This is a genomic window from Bacillus sp. FSL R5-0576, from assembly GCF_038004765.1.
GTDB lineage: Bacteria > Bacillota > Bacilli > Bacillales > Bacillaceae > Bacillus > Bacillus subtilis.
This window is the reverse complement of record NZ_JBBORU010000001.1, coordinates 268,901-290,650: the sequence shown is the minus strand read 5'-3', so window position 1 is coordinate 290,650 and position 21,750 is coordinate 268,901. Positions and strand designations below refer to the sequence as shown.

The window sequence follows — 21,750 nt, the reverse complement described above, 5'->3', positions numbered from 1 at the left end:
TCCCTTGCGTTTTATTTTAAATTCTCCTCAAGCATGTCAAAGATATCTCCCATCTCGTCCATTTCAAGGTCTTCGGCGCTAAAGTCGCTTGGTGTGAATTCCTTGTCTTCTTTTTCCGTGCAATGGCGGATTAGCATCAGGAGGTTTTCTTTAAACCGTTCCATTTGCTCCTCGACTGTAGCTCTTTCAAACTCCTTCTCATTGTAGGAGCAGGAAAGCACAAACCTGCCGTTTCTGATCATGCCGCTGAAGCTTAAAGCGTACAGCGCCTCTGATTCTCCGCTTACTTGGCGCCCCATATCGAAAGCAGACGGTTCAAAGAAATCGGTTTTGACTTCACTGTCGAATTGGCCCAAATAGTTGAAGCTGATCTCCGGTGTGAAGCCCTTTGTTTCCGCTGTTTCTGTGAAATAACGAAGAATGCCGTAGCCAACACCTTTGTCCGGAATGCGGCGCAGGTTTTCTTTGACTGTTTTGATCACAGCTGAGGCATCTGCTTCAGATATGTCGAGCACAACAGGGTATTGTGCCGTAAACCAGCCGACCGTTCTGGAGATATTCACATTCGGGATGATGTCCTCCCGGCCGTGTCCCTCAAGGTTAATGCCAATTTTGGCCCCCTTTGTCCATTCTTTCATTGTCAAACCAAGCGCACTGAGAAGAATATCGTTGATTTCAGTTCCATATGGCTGATGAACATCTGTTAAAAGATGCTTAGTGTCTTCTTCCGTTAATTCACATAGGACGGATGATGTATCCTTGACGATCCGCTGCACAGTTTCACAATCCTTCGGTAAAGGAGAAACCTGTTCAGCGGCAATTTGCGACCAGTATTCAGCCTGCTGTAAAAGATGCGCTGATTGGCTGAATGCCGCCAGTTCTTCCGCCCAATCCTTGAAGGAGTTTGTTTTTTGCGGGAAGACAAGGCTCTCTTCTTTCTCAGCCTGCATGTAGCCTGAAGCAAAGTCTTCAAGCAAAATCCGCCATGACACACCGTCGACCACCAGATGATGTACAGCAATGAGCAGGTGATCTCCAGCTTCTGTGCGATATTGCTCCGCCTTTAGAAGCGGCCCGTTTTGCAGATCGAGACTGCTCTGCAGCTTGTTCGCGAGAATTTTAATCTGGCTTCTCAGCATCTCTTCATCGGAGCCGTACAGATCCACGATTTCGAAGCTGACCTTGCTCTCACTGATCGGTTGATACGCCTGAACGATGTCCCCGTTTTCCTCACGATAGACCATGCGGAGCGCGTCATGATGCTCGATCAGCGCCTGCAATGTTTTCTCCACCCGTTCAGGATCAAAGCCCTTCTTGGCGTGAAGCATCACAGATTGGTTCCAGTGGTGCTTGTTCGTGAAGTTCTTTTCAAAGAACCAGCGCTGGATCGGCGTCAGGATGACTTCGCCCTCCACCGGGCCTTGGTCTGCCTGTTTGCCTTCGGCACGCTCTACGTACTGGGTGAGCTCCTCGATCGTCGGATGCTGGAAGAGATCTTTCATTTCCAGCTTCCAGCCGTGCTGATTCAAGCGGCTCGCCATTTGAATTCCTTTGATGGAATCTCCGCCAAGCGAGAAGAAATTGTCGGTGACACCGACTTCAGACAATCCAAGCACGTCCTGCCAGATGCCGGCAAGCAGCTCTTCCATGTCGGTCGTCGGCGCTTTGTATTCTCCGCTTCCCGCTTCGATGTCCGGGTCAGGCAAGGCTTTGCGGTCCACTTTGCCGTTTGCCGTAACCGGAAGCTCGTTCAGCGTCACCCAGAACGCCGGGATCATGTAATCCGGCAGGGTTTCCTTCAGTGCTGATTTCAGTACTTCTATGTCAGCTGTTTCCGGTGTGACATACGCCGCGATCGCTGTGTTGCCTCCTTTATCCTTGACAGCTGTCACCGCCGCATCCTGCACCTCAGAAAGCTGGGCGAGCTGGACTTCAATTTCTGAGAGCTCGATCCGGTAGCCGCGGACCTTGACCTGCTGGTCGATCCGGCCGATGTATTCGATGCCGCCGCCCGTCCATTTCACCAAATCGCCGGTGCGGTACATGCGCTCACCCGGCACAAACGGATCAGCGACAAACCGCTTCGCGGTTTCGTCTTCTCGATTCAGATAGCCGCGTGCCAGTCCGCGCCCCGCCACGCAAAGCTCTCCAGCTACGCCTTCCGGCTGTACCTGATTGCCCTCTCCGAGAATGTATACTCTCGTATTGGCAATGGCCCTTCCGATGGAAAGCGAGCCTTCCTCCGGATGGATTTCTGCGCTTGTGGCAACGACCGTATTTTCTGTCGGCCCGTAGTTATTGACGAGTGTGTACGGCTTTTTCACTGCGCGCTTCAGCTTGTCTCCTCCGGTCAAGAGGACGCGAAGTGATGTGTTCTCAAGCTCCATGAACTGTTCCGCAAGCTGTGTCGGCAGGAACGTGATCGTTACGCCGTTCGTTTCAAAATAATCGTTCAGGCGGACGATATCGAGGCGGATCGCTTCATCAATGACGTGAAGCTCAGCGCCGATCGTCCAGGTCGGGAACATCTCCCAAATGGAAGCGTCAAATCCAAAGCCTGCGTACTTCGCACTGCGGTCCTCCTCTGTCATACCGAACGCGTCGTGGTGCCAGAAGCACAGGTTCACAAGCGCATGGTGCTCGACCATGACACCCTTCGGCTGTCCGGTCGTTCCAGACGTGTAAATCATGTACGCCAAGTTCTCCGCGGTTACAGCCGTCTCTGGATTTTCCTCGTCGTTTTCATCAAGCGGCAGGCTTAGAATCGTGCGGCTTCCGTCGAGAAGAATGACATCTCCCGTATAGCTGTCCGGCACTGAAATACCTTCCTGTTTCAAGAGAAGTCTCGCGCCGCTGTCCTGTAAAATATACTCAATCCGCTGATCCGGATAGTCAGGATCAATCGGCACAAACGCCGCTCCGGCTTTCAAGACGCCGAGCACCGCGGCGGACATTTCAAGCGACGGCTTCGTGAGAACGCCGACTCGGTCATCCGGGCTGATGCCGCAGTCCATCAGAATCCGCGCGAGACGGTTTGCCTTCGCATTCAGCTCGCCGTACGTCCAAGACTGGCCGTTGTATGTGACAGCCGGGCGGTCTTTGTGGCGCTGGACAGTCTCTTCGAATAGCTGATGAACCGTTTTGTCTCTCGGCACAGGCAGCGCTTTGCCCTTCCATGCCTCAAGAAGCGCTTGCTTTTCTGTCTCGGTGACCAGTGACAGGCTGGAAAGCGGCTGGTTCGGGTTATCCGCAACAGCCTTTAGTAGCCGCAGAACGTATTCGCTCCATTTTTCAGCTGTTTCTTTTGCGAACAGATCCGTCGCATATTCGAGCTGCAAGCCAATGCCATTTTCATCAGTAAATCCGCCCAGTGTCAGATCAAACTTAGAAGTTCCCTGATGAGCCTCATAAGGTGAAATGCTCAGATTTTGCAATGTAAGCTGTTCTTTATCAGGGTTTTCTGTCGTCACCATCACATTAAACAATGGGTTTCGGCTCATATCCCGAGGGAGATCAAGCTGATTAACCAGATCTTCAAACGGATACTCCTGATGCTCAAGCGCTGACAAGTTCGTCTGCTTTGCTTGCTCCAAAAGCTCCGCAAATGTTTGCTGTTCTTTCGCTTCCATTCTCAGGGCAAGTGTATTGACGAACATTCCCGGCATGTCCTGAACATCAGCATTCGTCCGGCCGGCAGTAACGGAGCCGATGACGATATCCCGCTGTCCGGAAATTTTGCTTAAAAAGACGTGGAAAACAGCATGGAGCACCATGTGCAAGGTCGTTCCGGTTTCCGCAAGCAGTTTTTCTACCGCCTTTGCCGTCTCACTTCCCGTACGGAAACGGATCGTATCTCCTTTAAAGCTTTGCACAGGCGGACGGGCGTAATCGAGCGGGAGATCAAGCTCTGGCAGCTCGCCTGAAAGAACTGACATCCAGTACGCCTCATGCTCCTTCATCCGTTCTTTTTGCTCAGCTTCATGTTGCCAAACGGCGAAATCTTTATAATGAAGCGCCGGCTCCGGAAGCTGCTCTCCTTTGTAAAGCAGCGCCAATTCTTTTACAAAGATGCCTCTTGAGACGCCGTCTGCGATGATATGATGCATATCTAAAAGCAGCAAATGTTTTTTCGCTTCTATTCGAAGCAAAGCTGCGCGAATGAGCGGTGCGTCGTTTAAGTCGAATGGCCGGATAAATTCCTTAATCTTTTGGTCCGCTTCGTCTTCTTTGGCTTCAAACACATGAAGATCAACCTCCGCCTTCTCAATGATGCGCTGAACAGGCTCACCATTAGCTTCCATAAATGACGTCCGCAATGATTCGTGACGGTTCACAAGCTGATTGAGTGAATCGCGCAGGCGCGAAATATCAAGCTCTCCTTCCATTAGAAGAACAGATGGCATGTTGTAGCTTATCGTCTGGCGGTCAAGCTGATTGAGCACGTACATCCGTTTCTGTGCGGATGACAATGGATACATAGCCTGCTTGTCAGCCGGTTTGAGTACTTGATGGCCGCCTGAAACGGCAGACGCCTCCATATAAGCCGCCAGCTGGCGAACAGTCGGCTGCTCGAACAGTGCTTTAAGCGGTACGCTTTTCTCCAATTCCGCCTGAATGTTGGCAATCAGCATCATCCCTTTTAATGAATGGCCGCCTAAATCGAAAAAATTGTCGTCAATGCCGATGGCTTCTATGCCAAGCGTTTTCTGCCAAATGCGGCATAAGCTTTCTTCAAGCGCTGTCTCCGGTGCGGCCAAGGCCTTGCCTCCGGATTGTGCCGCGTTCGGCTTCGGCAAAGCGTTTCTGTCGGTTTTTCCGTTTGCCGTCAGCGGAATCGCGTCAACCTGCACAAAGAAAGCAGGAATCATATGAGACGGCAGTGTTAGGGAAAGCTGGTTCCGGAGCTCTGCTTTTTCAATAGCTTGATCCGACGTATAATACGCGCAAAGCTCTTGAAGACCGCCCTCGGAAACTGCTAGTACAACCGCTTCTTGAATTACGCTGAGGCTGAGCATGACCGTTTCAATTTCTTTCGGCTCAATGCGGTAGCCGCGGATTTTCACCTGATCATCAGCCCGGCCGATAAATGCAAGCGTACCGTCAGAAAGTCTTCGTACGACATCTCCGGTTTTGTACATGAGGCTTCCCGGCGAATATGGATTTTCTACAAATCTCTCGGCTGTCAGCTGAGGCCTGTTGAGATACCCTCTCGCAAGCCCCTGTCCCGTGATATAGAGCTGTCCGCTCGCTCCCGGCGGCACAAGCTTCAATGCTTCATTTAAGACAAGCGCGCCGGCATTCGTAATCGGCCGTCCGATTGTCGGGCGTTTCGCAAATGCATCCGGTTCAGACAGATCAACCCGCCCGGCGATGGCGCCGATCGTTGCTTCTGTCGGGCCGTAGTGATTGATAAATTCGGTATGTCCATACATCTTACAGAAGGCGAGAACATCAGTCGGGATGATTTTTTCTCCTCCCAAGACGATCAAGCGCAAGGATTCAAAGTTCGCATCTTTTGCAAAACTGGCGGTGTTCACTATTGTATGGAACAGAGACGGTGTCAGTTTGATATAAGTGATCCCATGCTCCTTGATATAGTGCGCTATTTCATCCGGCGCCGTATAGGTTTCCTTCTGGACGATATGGAGCTCGCCACCGCCCAGAAGTACGGGGAACATGCTCGTATAGCCAAGGTCAAATGCGTAAGATGAAAGCAATACAGTCTTATCATTTTCCGTCAGGCTCGCCTCTTTACTAAACCAAGAGACATAGTTTGTCAGATTGCGATGCTCAATCTGCACGCCCTTTGGCTTTCCGGTCGTACCGGACGTATAAATGACGTATGCAAGATTGCGAGACCCGGAAATGGATGATGGGCGCTCCTTGCTTTCATTTCTCCATTTACCGTCATCAAGGCTGACGATTGTCCCTTCATATTGCCCAATAGCCGTCATGTTTCTTTCATTCACGACCGCAAATTTTGCTCCGCTGTCCTCTAATGAATAACGGATTCGTTCTTCGGGTGTATCAGGATCAATCGGAAGGAAAGCTGCCCCCGCCTTCATGATACCGAGAATCGATATCATGACTTCAGCTGACCGGTCCATAACAATCGCGACGATGTCTTCATTTCCTGCCCCTTGGGCACGAAGATGATGCGCCAGCTGGTTCGCCTGTTCATCAAGCTCGCGATAGGTCAGCAGATTTCCGCCAGCCTTCACCGCAGAATGGTCAGGTGTTTGCTGGGCCTGTTTTTCAAAAAGTGCTGCAAAGGTTTCGGTAATTTGAGTCATATGTCTTTCTTCTAGCAAAGCAGCCGTTTCTGCAGATGAAAGCAGATCTACATCAGACAGCCGAACGTTCGGATTAGCCGCGGCCGCTTTGATGATATTGACAAAGTGGCGGCTCCAGCGGCGGATCGTCTCGTCCTTAAACAAGGCAGTCGCATAGTCAAAGCTTAGGCCGATATCCTCTTCACGCTCGACCGCTTCCAAGGAAAGATCAAATTTCGCAACATGATGAAGCATGGAATACGAGGAAATCTTCAAATCTCCTAATCTTAATGAAGGAATCTCCATATTCTGCATGTTGAACATCACGCTGAACAGCGGACTTCTGCTTGTATCCCTTGTAAGCGGAAGCTTTTCAATCAGCTCCTCAAGCGGATAGCTCTGGTGCTCGAATGCTTGAAGGCTGGCTGTTTTGACCTCTTCAAGGAATTGCGCGAAGGTTTTATCTCCCGTTGGTGCCGTTCTGAGTGCCACCGTGTTGACAAACATACCCGGCACACCTTGCAGATCAGGATGTGTTCTGCCAGCTGTCGGCGAGCCGACAATGATATCATCCTGTGACGCGTACTTGGAAAGGAGTACATTGAACGCCGCCAGCAAAAACATGTACATTGTCGTATCTGTTTCTGCCATGAGTGATTTGATTTGAGCCGTGATTTGCTTATCAAGCCCAAACATCACGCGCTCTCCCGCAAAGCTCCGTTCAGCAGGCCGCTCGAAATCCGCGGGAAGATCCAGTATTGGCAGTTCGCCTTTAAAGACATCGAGCCAGTATTCCTCATCTTTTTGATAATTAGTTTGTTCTTTGTGCCAAACTGCGTAATCTTTATAGTGAATTTGTGGCAGTTCCAGATCTGCGCCTTGATATATTTTGGCAAGATCACCGATTAGAATGCCTGTTGAACTTCCGTCAGTAATAATATGATGCATATCAATGAGCAGCAGGTAGCGTTTTTCTTCCAGCTGGACAAGCTTCGAACGGACGAGCGGCGCGCGGTTTAATTCAAACAGCTGAACAAATTCTTTGATTATTTCTTCCGCGTCTTCTTCCCGTCCCTTGGCAGCCTCCAGCTGGAACGATATGTTTTTATGAACGGTTTGCACAACCTCTCCGTCGATCATGTCAAACGATGTACGGAGGATTTCGTGCCGGTTGATTAATTGCTGAATCGCGTTTTCAAGCCGGTCTTTATCTACTTCTCCCTCCAGCAGAAGTACAGCGGGGACGTTGTAGCTTGTGTTTGCTTGTCCAAGCTGATTGAGAATATACATTCTCCGCTGGGCCGGGGATACAGGATAATGCTGCTGATAAGATGCTTGCCTGATCGATTCAAACGTCTGCTCCTCCTTGCTTTCGTTCTCTTCCAAATACAGTGCCAGTTCTTGAATAGTCGGCTTTTCAAAAAGCACTTTTATCGGAACTTCCTTATGAAAATGCTCTTGAATTTTCGCCGTCATCATCATCGCTTTCAAAGAATGGCCGCCGATCATAAAGAAGTTATCGGTAACGCCTGCTTTGACGCCGAGTATTCCTTCCCAGATCTCCGCTAATTTCTTTTCACTCTCTGTTTTTGGTGCTGCGTATTCCGGCTGCACGGCTTCTGATTGCGGTGCAGGCAGTTCCTTTTTGTTGATTTTCCCGTTTGGCGTAAGCGGCAGGCTGTCCATTTGAATCAGGTGGGCAGGGACCATATAGTCAGGCAAAGACTGAGACAGTGTTTTTCTCAGCTCACTCACAGCCACTTCACGATCCGCTGTGAAGTACGCGCAAATTTCATTTTCATCCGCTTTGTTCTTGCGGATGATCACCGCAGCCTCTGTCACATGCTCAGCCATGTTCAGTTTTGTTTCAATTTCGCCAAGCTCAATTCGGAAGCCGCGCACCTTTACTTGGTTGTCGATTCTGCCTAAAAATTCGATATTGCCGTCCGGCAGCCATCTTGCCAAGTCACCAGTGCGATAAATTCTCTCACCCGGTCTGAACGGGTCTTCGAGAAATTGCTTTTCTGTCAGCTCAGTGAGATTGACATACCCACGCGCTACACCGATTCCGCCTACGCAAAGCTCACCAGGCGCGCCGATTGGCTGCAGGCATTGCTGCTCATCCATGATGTAGGCAGTGGAATTTCCGATCGGCTTCCCGATTGGGATAGAGCCGCCATACTCACGGTCGATCAGAAAACTGGTTGAAAACGTCGTGTTTTCTGTCGGGCCGTATCCGTTCCACAATGAAAGCGACGGAGATGCCTGTTTTACTTTGCTGACAATATGAGGGACAAGGGCATCTCCGCCGATGATTAAATGGCGCAGTGTGCCGAACATACCCGCATCCTTTGCGGCAAGCTGGTTGAATAAAGGTGATGTCAGCCACATCGTCGAGATTCTTTGCTCACGCAGGAATGCAGCAAATTGTTTCGCATCAAGCAGCGTCTCTTTTTTGACCGGATAAAGCGCTGCGCCATTCAACAGTGCGCCGAATACCTCAAACGTTCCGGCATCAAAGCTGACAGCTCCCGTTTGCGCCATGCGGTCCTCTTCAGTAACAGGAACGTACCCGGCATTTTTGACGAGGCGCAGAATGCTTTTATGTTCGATCATGACGCCTTTCGGTTTGCCCGTTGAACCAGATGTGTACATGATGTACGCCAAGTCGGACGGGGCGGATGGCAGGCTGAGATTGTCAGCCACTTCACTCTCTTCAAAACCTATGTCCAGTGTAAGAACCGGCACTTGCAGCTGATGTGCCTGCCCTGTATAAGAATTTCCGGTCAAAACCATTCGAACGGAGCTGTCCTCTGCCATGAAACGAAGACGATCCCCAGGAAGCGCTGGATCAAGCGGCACATATGCGGCGCCTGCTTTTAAAACAGCCAGCATGCCGACAACGGTTTCTACTGAGCGGTCGTTCATAATCGCTGCTGTTTCCCCTTTTTGAAGCCCTTGTTCGACAAGCTTTTTCGCCAGACGGTTAGCCGCTGCATTCAGCTCGCGGTACGTCAGCTCGGTTCCTTCATATACGACGGCAGTGCTCGCCGGCGTCCGTTTCGCTTGCTCTTCAAACACCTGATGAACAGCCATTCCTTCAGGGAGTTCGGCTTTCGTGCTGTTAAACACCTCGACAATTTGCCGCTGCTCTTCGTCTCCAACAAGCCCGTACTCACGCACAAAAGCGGCCGGCTGATCGACAGCTGCTTCCATCATGCGGGTAAGGTGCTCCGCTGTCCGTTCGATAAAAGCGGAATCAAAGGCGGCTCCGTTATATTTAATTTTGACGGTCCACGTTTTGCCCGGATACACAATCAGGTTGAAATCGAAGCTCGTTTGTTCAAATGCGCTTTCTACCTTAATCGAAAACCCGAGGCGGTCTTCCATGCTGCCGTTTTCAAGCTCTTGATCAAGCGGATAATTTTCAAACGCGACCAGATGGTTTAAGAGATTGCCATCAAGGGCTGAGCGTTTTTGAATCTCATAGAGCGGCACGTAATCGTAACGCTCTGCCTCTACTGCATGCTGCTGAACAGCTGTGAAAATATCAGCGAATGCAGCATCTCGTTCAACTTTTACCCGCACCGGAATGGTGTTGATAAACAGCCCCGCCATCGTTTCAATTCCGTTGATTTCAGACGGCCTTCCTGAGACGACCGTTCCGAAGACAACATCATCCGTAAAGTTGTATTTGCTGAGAACAATGCCCCAAACGGCCTGAAATAGGTTAGGCCCTGTCACTTGATGGAGATTTGCGGTTTGCTGAATACGGGCAACCAATGTTTCGTCCCATGTAAAGGAATATTCTTTATTGACGTATTCGTCTTTTTTCACAGGCAGGCGGCCCGGGAGCACGCTTGGCTGTTCAAAACCCGCCAAGCGCTCGCTCCAGTAGCTCTCCGCTTCTTCATTGTCCTGTTTTCCAAGCCATTTGATGTAGTCGGAGTAAGGCTTGCCTTGACCGTTTGCAGGTGTCCTTCCTGCTCTGAGCGCTTCATAGTTTTGGAACAGGCTTTTCATGAGGACGCCCATGCTCCAGCCGTCCATCATAATATGATGATTGCTCCAGACAAGATACAGCTGATCTGCATCAAGGCGGAAAACCGCTACCTTGAACAATATGTCTTTTGCCAGGTTAAAGCCTTGGCGCTGAACGTCTTGTTTGTAACGCTCAATGTGCTCTTTCTGGCGGTTCTCGTCTGCATGACTGATATCCTCATAATGCACCTTTGTTTTGCGTTCCGCTAACACGACCTGACGCGGTTTTTGCAGCTGCTGATGCACAAATACCGTACGGAGAATATCGTATGACCGAATCAGTTCATTGACGCTTTTCTCAAAGATTTCAAGATCAAAAGCGCCGTGAATCCCAAGCTCTAATTGTGTGAAGTACGAGGAAGAATGCGGATCAAGCATCGCATGATACAGCATTCCCTCCTGCATTGGTGTCAGTGCGTACACCTTTTGAATCGATTTTTTGCTCATATGCCACCTCTATTAGAAAATTTCCATTAATTTATCCAGCTCATCCAGCGTCAAATCGTCGTCACCAAGATCACTCGGGGTCAGTTCCGTACCGTCTTGAGATAGGCAATGTTCAATGATTCTGAGAAGATGCGCTTTAAAGCTGTCACTGAATGTTTGTACTGTTTTTTCATGAAATTCAAGAGAATGATAGGCCAGTGACATCGTCAGTTTTCCGTTTTCGATATATCCGACAACATCCAGCGCATTCGGTTTTTCTGTTTCAGGGCTTAATGACTGTCCTGACGGCAGCTCTGATCTCGTAAACAAACCTGCATCCGACATTTCGTCAAACTGACCTAAATAGTTGAAGCTGACATCCGGCTGAATCGAGAACGCCACATCTTCTTTATGTTCCGGTGCCGTCAGATAGCGCAGAATGCCGTATCCGACTCCCTTATTCGGCACATGTCTGATATCTTCTTTCATTTGCTTCAGCTGGTAGCCCAGATCATCCGCATGCTTCATATCGAGCACCATGGGGTACATACTTGTAAACCAGCCGACTGTGCGGGAAATGGTCAGGTCTTCTATGATTTCTTCACGTCCATGCCCCTCTAAATGAACACTTACTCGATCTTGACCCGTCCACTCCTTCATTGCCAATCCGAATGCCGTCAGCAAAATATCATTCATTTCTGTGTGATATGCCTCATGCACCTTTGTGGTGAGCTGTTCTGTCTCTTCAGCAGTCAGCGAGAATTCAATTGTCTTTGTATGTTTCATTCGCTGATCACCAGATTCGCGGTCTTTCGGAAGCTTTGCCGCAACAGCTTGTTCTTCAAGCTGTCTCCAATACTCTTTTTCTTTCAAAAAGGCTTTGGAGTTCGCGAAGTCTTGCAATCTCTCTGCATACTCTGCAAATGAATGTGTTTTCTGCGGGAGAACCGGTTCATTGCCTTGCTCAAGCTGTGTGTATACCGCGGCGAAATCCTCCAGTAAAATCCGCCACGACACGCCGTCAACCACTAAGTGGTGAATGGCAAGAAGCAAGTGATCTCCGTCTTCCGCTTGGAACAAGCCTGCTTTTAACAAACCGCCTTCCTGCAAGTCGATGCTGCTTTGCAAACGCTCCGCTTCTCTCTCTATACGGTCTTCGTAATCTGCAGCTTGGCCCTCAATCTGAATGACCTCCAATTGAGCTGAAGCAGCTTCAAGACCTTTGTTGTATTGAATGACGTCTTCCAGTCCTTCACGGTAGACCATACGGAGCGCGTCATGATGCTCGATCAGCGCCTGCAATGTTTTCTCCACCCGTTCAGGATCAAAGCCCTTCTTGGCGTGAAGCATCACCGATTGGTTCCAGTGGTGCTTGTTCGTGAAGTTCTTTTCAAAGAACCAGCGCTGGATCGGCGTCAGGATGACTTCGCCCTCCACCGGACCTTGGTCTGCCTGTTTGCCTTCGGCACGCTCTACATATTGGGTAAGCTCTTCGATCGTCGGGTGCTGGAAGAGATCTTTCATTTCCAGCTTCCAGCCGTGCTGGTTCAAGCGGCTCGCCATTTGAATTCCTTTGATGGAATCTCCGCCAAGCGAGAAGAAATTGTCGGTGACACCGACTTCAGACATTCCAAGCACGTCCTGCCAGATGCCGGCAAGCAGCTCTTCCATGTCGGTCGTCGGCGCTTTGTATTCTCCGCTTCCCGCCTCGATGTCCGGCTCAGGCAAGGCTTTGCGGTCCACTTTGCCGTTTGCCGTAACCGGAAGCTCGTCCAGCGTCACCCAGAACGCCGGGATCATGTAATCCGGCAGGGTTTCCTTCAGTGCTGATTTCAGTGCTTCTATGTTAGCTGTTTCCGGTGTGACATACGCCGCGATCGCTGTGTTGCCTCCTTTATCTTTGACAGCTGTCACCGCCGCATCCTGCACCTCAGAAAGCTGTGCGAGCTGGACTTCAATTTCTGAGAGCTCGATCCGGTAGCCGCGGACCTTGACCTGCTGGTCGATCCGGCCGATGTATTCGATGCCGCCGCCTGTCCACTTCACCAAATCGCCGGTGCGGTACATGCGCTCACCCGGCACAAACGGATCAGCGACAAACCGCTTCGCGGTTTCGTCTTCTCGATTCAGATAGCCTCGTGCCAGTCCGCGCCCCGCCACGCAAAGCTCTCCGGCTACGCCTTCCGGCTGCACCTGATTGCCCTCGCCGAGAATGTATACTCTCGTATTGGCAATGGCCCTTCCGATGGAAAGCGAGCCTTCCTCCGGATGGATTTCTGCGCTTGTGGCAACGACCGTATTTTCTGTCGGCCCGTAGTTGTTGACGAGTGTGTACGGCTTTTTCACTGCGCGCTTCAGCTTGTCTCCTCCGGTCAAGAGGACGCGAAGTGATGTGTTCTCAAGCTCCATGAACTGTTCCGCAAGCTGTGTCGGCAGGAACGTGATCGTTACGCCGTTCGTTTCAAAATAATCGTTCAGGCGGACGATATCGAGGCGGATCGCTTCATCAATGACGTGAAGCTCAGCGCCGATCGCCCAAGTCGGGAACATCTCCCAAATGGAAGCGTCGAACCCAAAGCCCGCGTACTTCGCACTGCGGTCCTCCGCTGTCATGCTGAACGCGTCGTGGTGCCAGAAGCACAGGTTCACAAGCGCATGGTGCTCGACCATGACACCCTTCGGCTGTCCGGTCGTTCCAGACGTGTAAATCATGTACGCCAAGTTCTCCGCGGTTACAGCGGTTTCTGGATTTCCCTCGTCGTTTTCATCAAGCGGCAGGCTTAGAATCGTGCGGCTTCCGTCGAGAAGAATGACATCTCCCGTAAAGCTGTCCGGCACTGAAATGCCTTCCTGTTTCAAGAGAAGCTTCGCGCCGCTGTCCTGTAAAATATACTCAATCCGCTGATCCGGGTAGTCAGGATCAATCGGCACAAACGCCGCTCCGGCTTTCAAGACGCCGAGCACCGCGGCGGACATTTCAAGCGACGGCTTCGTGAGAATGCCGACGCGGTCATCCGGGCTGATGCCGCAGTCCATCAGAATCCGCGCGAGACGGTTTGCCTTCGCATTCAGCTCGCCGTACGTCCAAGACTGGCCGTTGTATGTGACAGCCGGGCGGTCTTTGTGGCGCTGGACAGTCTCTTCGAATAGCTGATGAACTGTTTTGTCTGTCGGCACAGGCAGCGCCTTGCCCTTCCATGCCTCAAGAAGCGCTTGCTTTTCTGTCTCGGTGACCAGTGACAGGCTGGAAAGCGGCTGGTTCGGGTTCCCAGTAACTGCATCTAAAAGCTCCATCCAATATTGCTTCCATCGTTCAATCGTTTCCTGCTTAAACAGAGCTGTATTGTATTCGAGTACGAATGTAAGCCCTCCGTCGGTTTCGTCAGCCGTCAGCGTGAGGTCAAACTTGGCTGTTTTCCGTTCAAACGGATGCGGCTCAAGCTGAATCCCCTTCATTGTTAAATCCTTTATATTCGCATTTTGCATTGAAAAAACTGCATCGAATAACGGGTTTCTGCTTGTGTCACGCTGAACCTGAACATTTCCGATCAAATCCTCAAGTGGGTAATCCTGCGCATCAAAAGCGCTGAGTGCCGTTTCTTTCACTTCGTTAAGATAGTTGGCAAACGTCTTTTCACCCTTCGGATACGTGCGCAGCGCCAATGTATTGACGAACATTCCGATGACGCGGCTGACGTCCGCTTGAGATCGTCCGGCCACAGGTGAACCGACGATGATATCGTCTTGCCCGCTAAGTTTTGATAAAAATGCACTGTATGAAGCCAGAAGCACCATGTAAAGCGTGGAATCCGTTTCTTTTGCAAGCCTGCGCAGAGCATCAGCTTTGCCTGCTTCTAATGAAAATGCAATGCGGTCTCCCTCAAATGTTTGAACGGCAGGCCGACTGTAATCAGTCGGAAGCGTCAGCACCGGCAGCTCTCCGTCCAGCTCCTTCAGCCAATGCTCTTCTTGCTTCTTGTAAAGCTCAGACTGAATGAACTGCTGCTGCCACACGGCATAATCCTTATATTGAATACGGAGCGGCTCAAGGGTTTCTCCGTCGTACAGCTTTGAAAGCTCCTCAATCAGCACACCGACAGATGCACCGTCAGAAATAATATGATGCATATCGAACAGCAGCACATGCTCAGTGTCTGAATGCTTGATAAGCCCTATTCTGAACAGTGGAAGTTGGTCGATTTTGAAAGGCTTAATAAACTCAGAAACGATCCGCTCTGTCTCTTCTTCCGTGGCTTCGAAATAGGCTATCTCACACTCAGCCTCTTCCCAGATCCGCTGCACCGTTTCTCCATCTTTTATTTCAAACGTGGTTCTCAAGGCTTCATGACGCTGCATTAACTGCTGCATGACGCTGTTAAGCCTTTCAACATCAAGCTCACCTGTCAGGCGCAGAACCGCCGGCATGTTATAGCTCGTTTGCGCATCTTCAAGCTGCTGAAGCACGTACATCCGTTTTTGCGGTGAAGAAACAGGATACGTATCTTGTTTCTCTGCCGGGCTGATACTTGCGGCTGTCCCTTTTTCAGCGGAGGCAATCACCTGTGCCAAGCCCTCAACCGTCGGTGACTGGAAGAGATCCTTGAGTGACAGCTCAACGCCCAGTTCCTGATGAACCAAGGCAAGCATCTTCATGCCTGCTAATGAATGTCCGCCAATGTCAAAGAAGTGGTCATAAACGCCGACTTGTTCAGCCTGAAGCACCTGTGCCCAAATGTCTGCGACTTTTTGTTCCGTTTCATTGCGTGGCGCAACATATGAAACACCTCTTGAAACGTTGGCATCAGGAATCGGCAGCGCTCTCCGGTCAATTTTTCCGTTCCCTGTCAGCGGCAGCTCGTCCATTTGGATAAACACCGCAGGAACCATATATGCCGGCAAGTCCTTCGCAGCATGCTCTCTCATCTCTTGTGATGAGATGTCTCCCGCTCCGACATAGTAAGCGCAAAGCAGTTTATCTCCCGCTCCTTGATCAACGGCAAGCACAACACTCTCCTGAACACGATCATGGGTTTGCAGCTGATGTTCGATTTCTCCAAGCTCGATGCGCTGTCCGCGAATCTTCACCTGATGGTCGATTCGCCCGATAAATTCGATGTCGCCATTCGGCAGCCATCTCGCAAGGTCTCCCGTTTTATACATGCGTTCGCCGGATGTAAACGGATGGGGAACAAATTTCTCCTCAGTCAGTTCTGGACGGTTGTAATAGCCTTTCACGAGTCCTTCGCCGCTGACGCAAAGCTCTCCGGCAATTCCGGCAGGCTGCACGTGTCCCGTACGGGCAAGAATGTATACTTCCGTATTGCTGACCGGTTTTCCAATCGGAACAGACAGCGTGTGCTCCTCCAATTCATCAACCGGATGATACGTCGCGAAAACCGTGCTTTCAGACGGTCCATACATGTGAAGGAGCTTGCCCTTTCCAACCGTTTGCAAAGCTTTTCTGACATGCTCAACCGAAGCCCGTTCCCCGCCAAACATAATCTTGCGAAGCGTTGACAAGCACGCCGGATTCAAGTCCACAAGCAAGTGGAACAAAGCGGTTGTAATCATGAGAATGCTGATGTTCTCCCGTTCAATGACGCGGGACAGACGAGCCATGTCCAAAACGGTTTCCTTCGGTATCAGCACCAGCTTGGCTCCGTTTAACAAAGATCCGAACATATCGAACATAAACGCGTCAAACACGTAATTGGAAAGACCGAGAATCGTATCCTGTTCTGTAATGCTGAGATAATTCGTTTCCTTCACCGTGCGGAGAATATTGGCATGTGTCACGATATTCCCCTTAGGTGTTCCAGTCGTTCCAGAGGTATACGTCAGGTTGGCCATTGCTTCAGAATCAAGAGGCAGTGCGAGATTTCGCGCATCGGCATGATAGCTCTCTTCCTCATCGGCTAGCACGATAACGCCCTTAAATTCCGCTTCTTCCGCTAAAGCCTTTAATTTCCTCTGAGTGAGAAGCACCTTTGCTCCGCTGTCACGGAAGAAATGCTGCATCCGCTGAATCGGATGTTCCGGATCAATCGGAACATAAGCCGAACCTGATTTTAATACTGCCAAGATCGACACAATCATATCCATTGACCGCTCGCATAAGACAGCCGCTGTCCTGCCTTCGCCAGCCCCAAGAGAAAGAATGCCGCGGGCTAAACGATTGGCCCGTTCATTCAGCTCACGATAAGTGAGTGATTCGCCTTCATATTGAAGCGCCGGGTGATCTGGCGTTTTCGCCGCTTGCTCCTCAAACAGCTGAACAATTGTTTTGTCTTTCGGATAAGGTGTTCTGCCCGGGTTAAACTGCTGAATTTGCGAAGCAGCCTCCTCTTCAGAAAGAAGCTTATACTCAGAAATCGGCTTCTCCGGATCAGCCGCAGCATCTTCAAGCAAACGCGCAAAATGCGTAAGCAGCCTGTTTGCCGTGCTTTGTTTAAACAGCTTCGTGCTATAATCCAAATCAAGCTCAATGCCTTCATCGGTTTCTCTCGCCTGCACCGTCAAATCAAATTTGGCAATCTTGAAATTGGTCTCATGAACAGACAAGGACAGATCGCCGACAGCCGGAATGCCCTCTGTCGCGTTTTGAAGGCTGAACATCGTGTCAAACAGCGGATGCCTGCTAACATCACGCGGGATGTTCAAATCTTCAACAAGCCACTCAAACGGATAGTCCTGATGAGAAAAGGCATTCAGCACCCGTTTGCGGACACGCGAGATCAATTGGGTAAACGTCTCATCCTGCTTCACCTCACTGCGAATCGCAAGCGTATTGACGAACATCCCGATAATGCCCTCTGTATCGGAGTGATTTCTGCCCGCTGACGGTGTCCCGACAATGATGTCATCCTGCCCCGTATACTTTGACAAAAGCGTATAGTAAGCGGACAGCATCACCATATATAAAGTGGCGCCGTTTTGTTCAGCCAAACGATTGAGGCGATCCTTTACCCCCGCATCCAGCTTGATTGACACCCGATCCCCTTCAAAGCTTTGAACAGGCGGTCTTGGGTAATCGGACAGAAGCTGAAGCACCGGGAGCTCGCCTGCAAAGACTTCCTTCCAATAAGCCTGGTCCTTCTTGTACCCTTCAGCAGCCTGTCTGCTTTGCCATACAGCGTAGTCCTTATACTGGAGACGAAGTTCAGGAAGCTGTTCGCCTTTATAAATGCGTGCTAACTCCTCCAGCATAATGCCAATGGATACACCATCAGAAATCAAATGGTGCATGTCAAACAGCAGCATATGACGGTTCTCTTCAAGCCCCAGCAAACCGATTCTGAATAGCGGAGCTTTCGCCAAATCAAATTTCCGAACGAATGAAGCCATAATTGCCTCATCTGAGCGGCCGCCTCTTTCAATCATTTCGATGTTGAAATCAACGCTATCGTGAATGTTCTGTCTCGGCGTGCTGTTTTCAAGAACAAATGATGTTCTCAATGACTCGTGGCGTCGGATTAATCCCTGAAATGCGCGCTCCAGCTTTTGAATATCTAAAGGCCCTTCCAGAATTGCTGCTGCCGGCATGTTGTAGCCGACTCCCGCATCCTCGAACTGGCTGACGATATATGTTCGCTGCTGTGCCAGGGAAAGCGGGTAATGCTCCTGTTTTTCAGCAGGTTCAATCACCGAAAACGCCCGGCTTTCTCTGTGATCAGCCTCCTCTGCAAGAGCCGCAATCGTCGGATGCTCAAACAAATATTGAAGCGGAATCTCGACGCCTGTTTCCTTATGAATCTTTGTTAAAAGGGTCATGGCTTTCAATGAATGCCCGCCAGTTTCAAAGAAATTGTCAAAGATCCCCGCCTTCTCAACGTTCAGTACGTCCTGCCAAATGGCTGCGATTGCTTTTTCAGTCTCATTTCGCGGCGCTGTAAAGGCAGTGCCGCTGACAGCCTTCACCTCTAGTGCAAACAGCTTGCGGCGGTCGACTTTGCCGCTTGGCGTAAGCGGAATTTCTGTCACTTCTGTAAAGTAAGCCGGCACCATATAGTCAGGAAGCTGTCTGGCCGCATGCGCCCTCAAGCCGGCTGGCGCAAATTCGCTTTCAGGCTTCTGCACAACATATGCGCAAACCTCAAGATTTCCCTGTTCGTCAGGGCGTGCCAAAACAACGGCTTTTGCAACGTCTGGCGCCTGCTGAATCACGGCTTCAATTTCCCCAAGCTCAATCCGGTATCCGCGGACTTTGACCTGGTCATCCTCTCTGCCTAAATATTCGATTGTTCCATCTGGAAGCCAGCGTACCACATCCCCGGTCCGGTACATGCGATCGCCCGGCACGAATGGATCTTGTAAAAACTTCTCTTCCGTTAATTCAGGCAAATGTAAATAGCCTCGGCCCACACCGTCTCCCGCGATATAAAGCTCGCCCGCCACGCCTTCAGGCTGCAGCCGGCCTTTTTGATCCAAAATATATAAGCGGTTATTCCCCAGCGCTTTCCCGATCGGCACATACGCTGATTGAACTGCATTCTCAGGGATAACCGGATGAACAGACGCGTCAACGCATGTTTCAGTCGGTCCGTACACATTGGTCAAACGCGGCGCTGTGCCGGCTTCTTTAAACAGCTTCAGCAGCTTGTCCGCAACAACAGATGACAGGCCTTCTCCTCCGATCAGCATGTGTTTCAGTGTTAGGCCTTCAAAATCGCCCGCTGCTACCAGCATTTGCAAATGAGCCGGTGTTCCATCCGTCGCCTCAATGCTGTTTCTCCGATAATATGCAGCAAGGGCGGCCCCGTTCGTCACTGTTTTCTTCGGTACGATATAAAGGGTTTGTCCCAAAAGAAGCGACGCGAAGATCTGCTTCACTGACGCATCGAAGTGGAACGGCGCAAGCAATGCCATCCGCAGGGTTTGGCTGCCGCTTTGATAAATCGTCTGCTGCAGAGATTCAACCAAATGATGAACTTGGCGATGCTCGATCATAACGCCTTTCGGACGTCCGGTTGTTCCCGATGTGTAAATAATGTAGGCAAGGTTCCGTGCGTTCACATCTGCATTCAGGCTTTCTTCTGCACCTTCTGCAATTGCCTGATCTAAGTCAATCAGCTCAGCATCGGCTTCAGGCGCCGCAACCTTCGATTCAGTCAGGATGAAGTCCGCCCCGCAGTCCTCCAAAATATATTGAATGCGCTCAGCAGGAAAACCCGGATCAATCGGCACATAGGCTCCGCCGGCTTTTAAAATCCCCATGATAGCTGTAATCATCCGTTCAGAGCGTTCAATCAAAACCGCGACAGGACTGTCCGGGCCAACCCCTTTCTGTTTCAGCACATTGGCGATGCGTGCCGATTGTTCATGTAACGTTCGATAGGACAATGTACGATCTTCAAATACAACCGCCGGATGATCTGAAAGCTGCTCAGCCTTTTCTTGGAACAGTTCCGGGATCGTCATGTCCTTACGGTAGCTCACAGATTTACCGCCGGCCCTCGCAAGCAGCTTTTCTTTCTCCGCATCAGAAATCATCGTTAATTCATCAATTGTATGTTCTGGATGCGTTAACGCGTTCTCCAGCATTGTAATCATGCGCTCACAAATAATGTTGATTTCTTCACGTGAAAATAAATCAGTGCGGTAATCAAAATCTATGGTGAGTTTCCCAGTATCCCATCGATCCTTCACATGGATCGAGACATCATTTAATCCGCTGCCGCTGAAAATCGGCTCAGTCAAAAAGGCAAGATCCTCTTCTTTCTGCCACTGCATCACCTGATATTCAAGAGAAACAGTAAACAGCTTGGTCAGAGAGCTCTTTGTTTCACGCAAATCGTTGATCAGGAGATTATACGGGTACTTTTGGTGGCGGAGTGTCTTCATGAGATCCTTCATCCGGTCTTTGACAAATTCTAAAAACGCCTGCCCGCCGTCAATGTTTGTCCGAAGCGGAACCGTAGAAACAAACATGCCAAGCATCTGCTTCTCTTTCGCATTTGTCCGGTTGCCCATAAAGGTTCCCGTCACAACATCATTCTGGCCGCTGACCCTGTACAAATAGGCGGCGAGCAACGATTGAAATACCGAAAGAACACTGACTTTATTCGCCTCACAAAATGACAGAATCTGCTGATGAAGCGCTTCAGGCACATCTTTAGAGAACCTCTCAGCATCTAAACTTCCTCCTGCGGAAGCATTCCGTTTCAGGGAAACAAGTTCAGGCACCGATTCAAATTGTTTGTTCCAAAACGCCTTGTCCTTTTCAAACCGCTTCGATTGAGCATAGTCCTGTTCAGATAAAACATGATCGATAAATGAATGCGAGATTCCTTCTTTTGTCTCTGAGCCGCTGGCTAATTCTAAATAAATGTGCATGATCGCATTCCCGAGAATATTCATGGAGATACCATCAGAAATCACGTGATGAACATTTGCGTAAAACCACACTTCATTTTCCTTTATGGTGAACAAGGAAAAACGGAACAAATCACAATCGTACAGCGGCAACGGTTTCTTCGTTTCCTCCCGGCTCCATTGTGAAATAAACTCTATCGCATTCGGATCTTCAGTAGTGTCAGTATGTTTTATATCAACAGGCCGATACTCGCTAATATATTGAACAGGCTCCCCGTTTTCATCTAGCCGCAACCGAAGGCGCATGGCTTCATTTCTGCGAATAAACTCTTGAATCGCCTGCTCAACAAGTACATAATCAATCGCATCAGCTGAAACCAGCTTACCAATCCCCGCAAGATTTGAAATGCTCGTGTGAGGATAAAATTTTTCTGTATACCAAATTCGTTTTTGTGCATCCGTTAAAGGGTAAAAAGTTATTTCCATATTGTCATACCTCCCCTAATCTTTATAAGCAGTGAACATGTGCAACGCATTTTCTCTTTCTTATCCATATCAGCTTTTAATTCTTATGAACTAACAGCCGAAATAGCCCAAAGTACTACACTTAAAAAGCAGAGCTTCCAAACAAAAAAACAGATTGCCGCTATTAAAACGGGCAGCCGCCAGTCAGCATTGCGGCGTTTAACATAAGTGGATA

General features: G+C 50.0%; 2 protein-coding genes. Both read right to left on the bottom strand.

From position 1 onward, the window contains the following. Positions 1–11: 11 nt before the first annotated feature. On the bottom strand, positions 12–10,760 hold the full coding sequence (locus NX903_RS01450) for a non-ribosomal peptide synthetase (RefSeq protein ID WP_217009430.1): 10,749 nt from the start codon (positions 10,758–10,760) through the stop codon (positions 12–14). 12 nt (positions 10,761–10,772) lie between these two features. Further along, entirely contained in the window at positions 10,773–21,536 is a 10,764-nt protein-coding gene (srfAA, locus tag NX903_RS01435) for a non-ribosomal peptide synthetase (RefSeq protein WP_217009432.1), read from the bottom strand. Positions 21,537–21,750: the final 214 nt, after the last annotated feature.

Coding starts and splice junctions, on each gene's coding strand:
- NX903_RS01450 (WP_217009430.1), bottom strand. CDS start 10,760: ATGAGCAAAAAATCGATTCAAAAGGTGTACGCACTGACACCAATGCAG.
- srfAA (WP_217009432.1), bottom strand. CDS start 21,536: ATGGAAATAACTTTTTACCCTTTAACGGATGCACAAAAACGAATTTGG.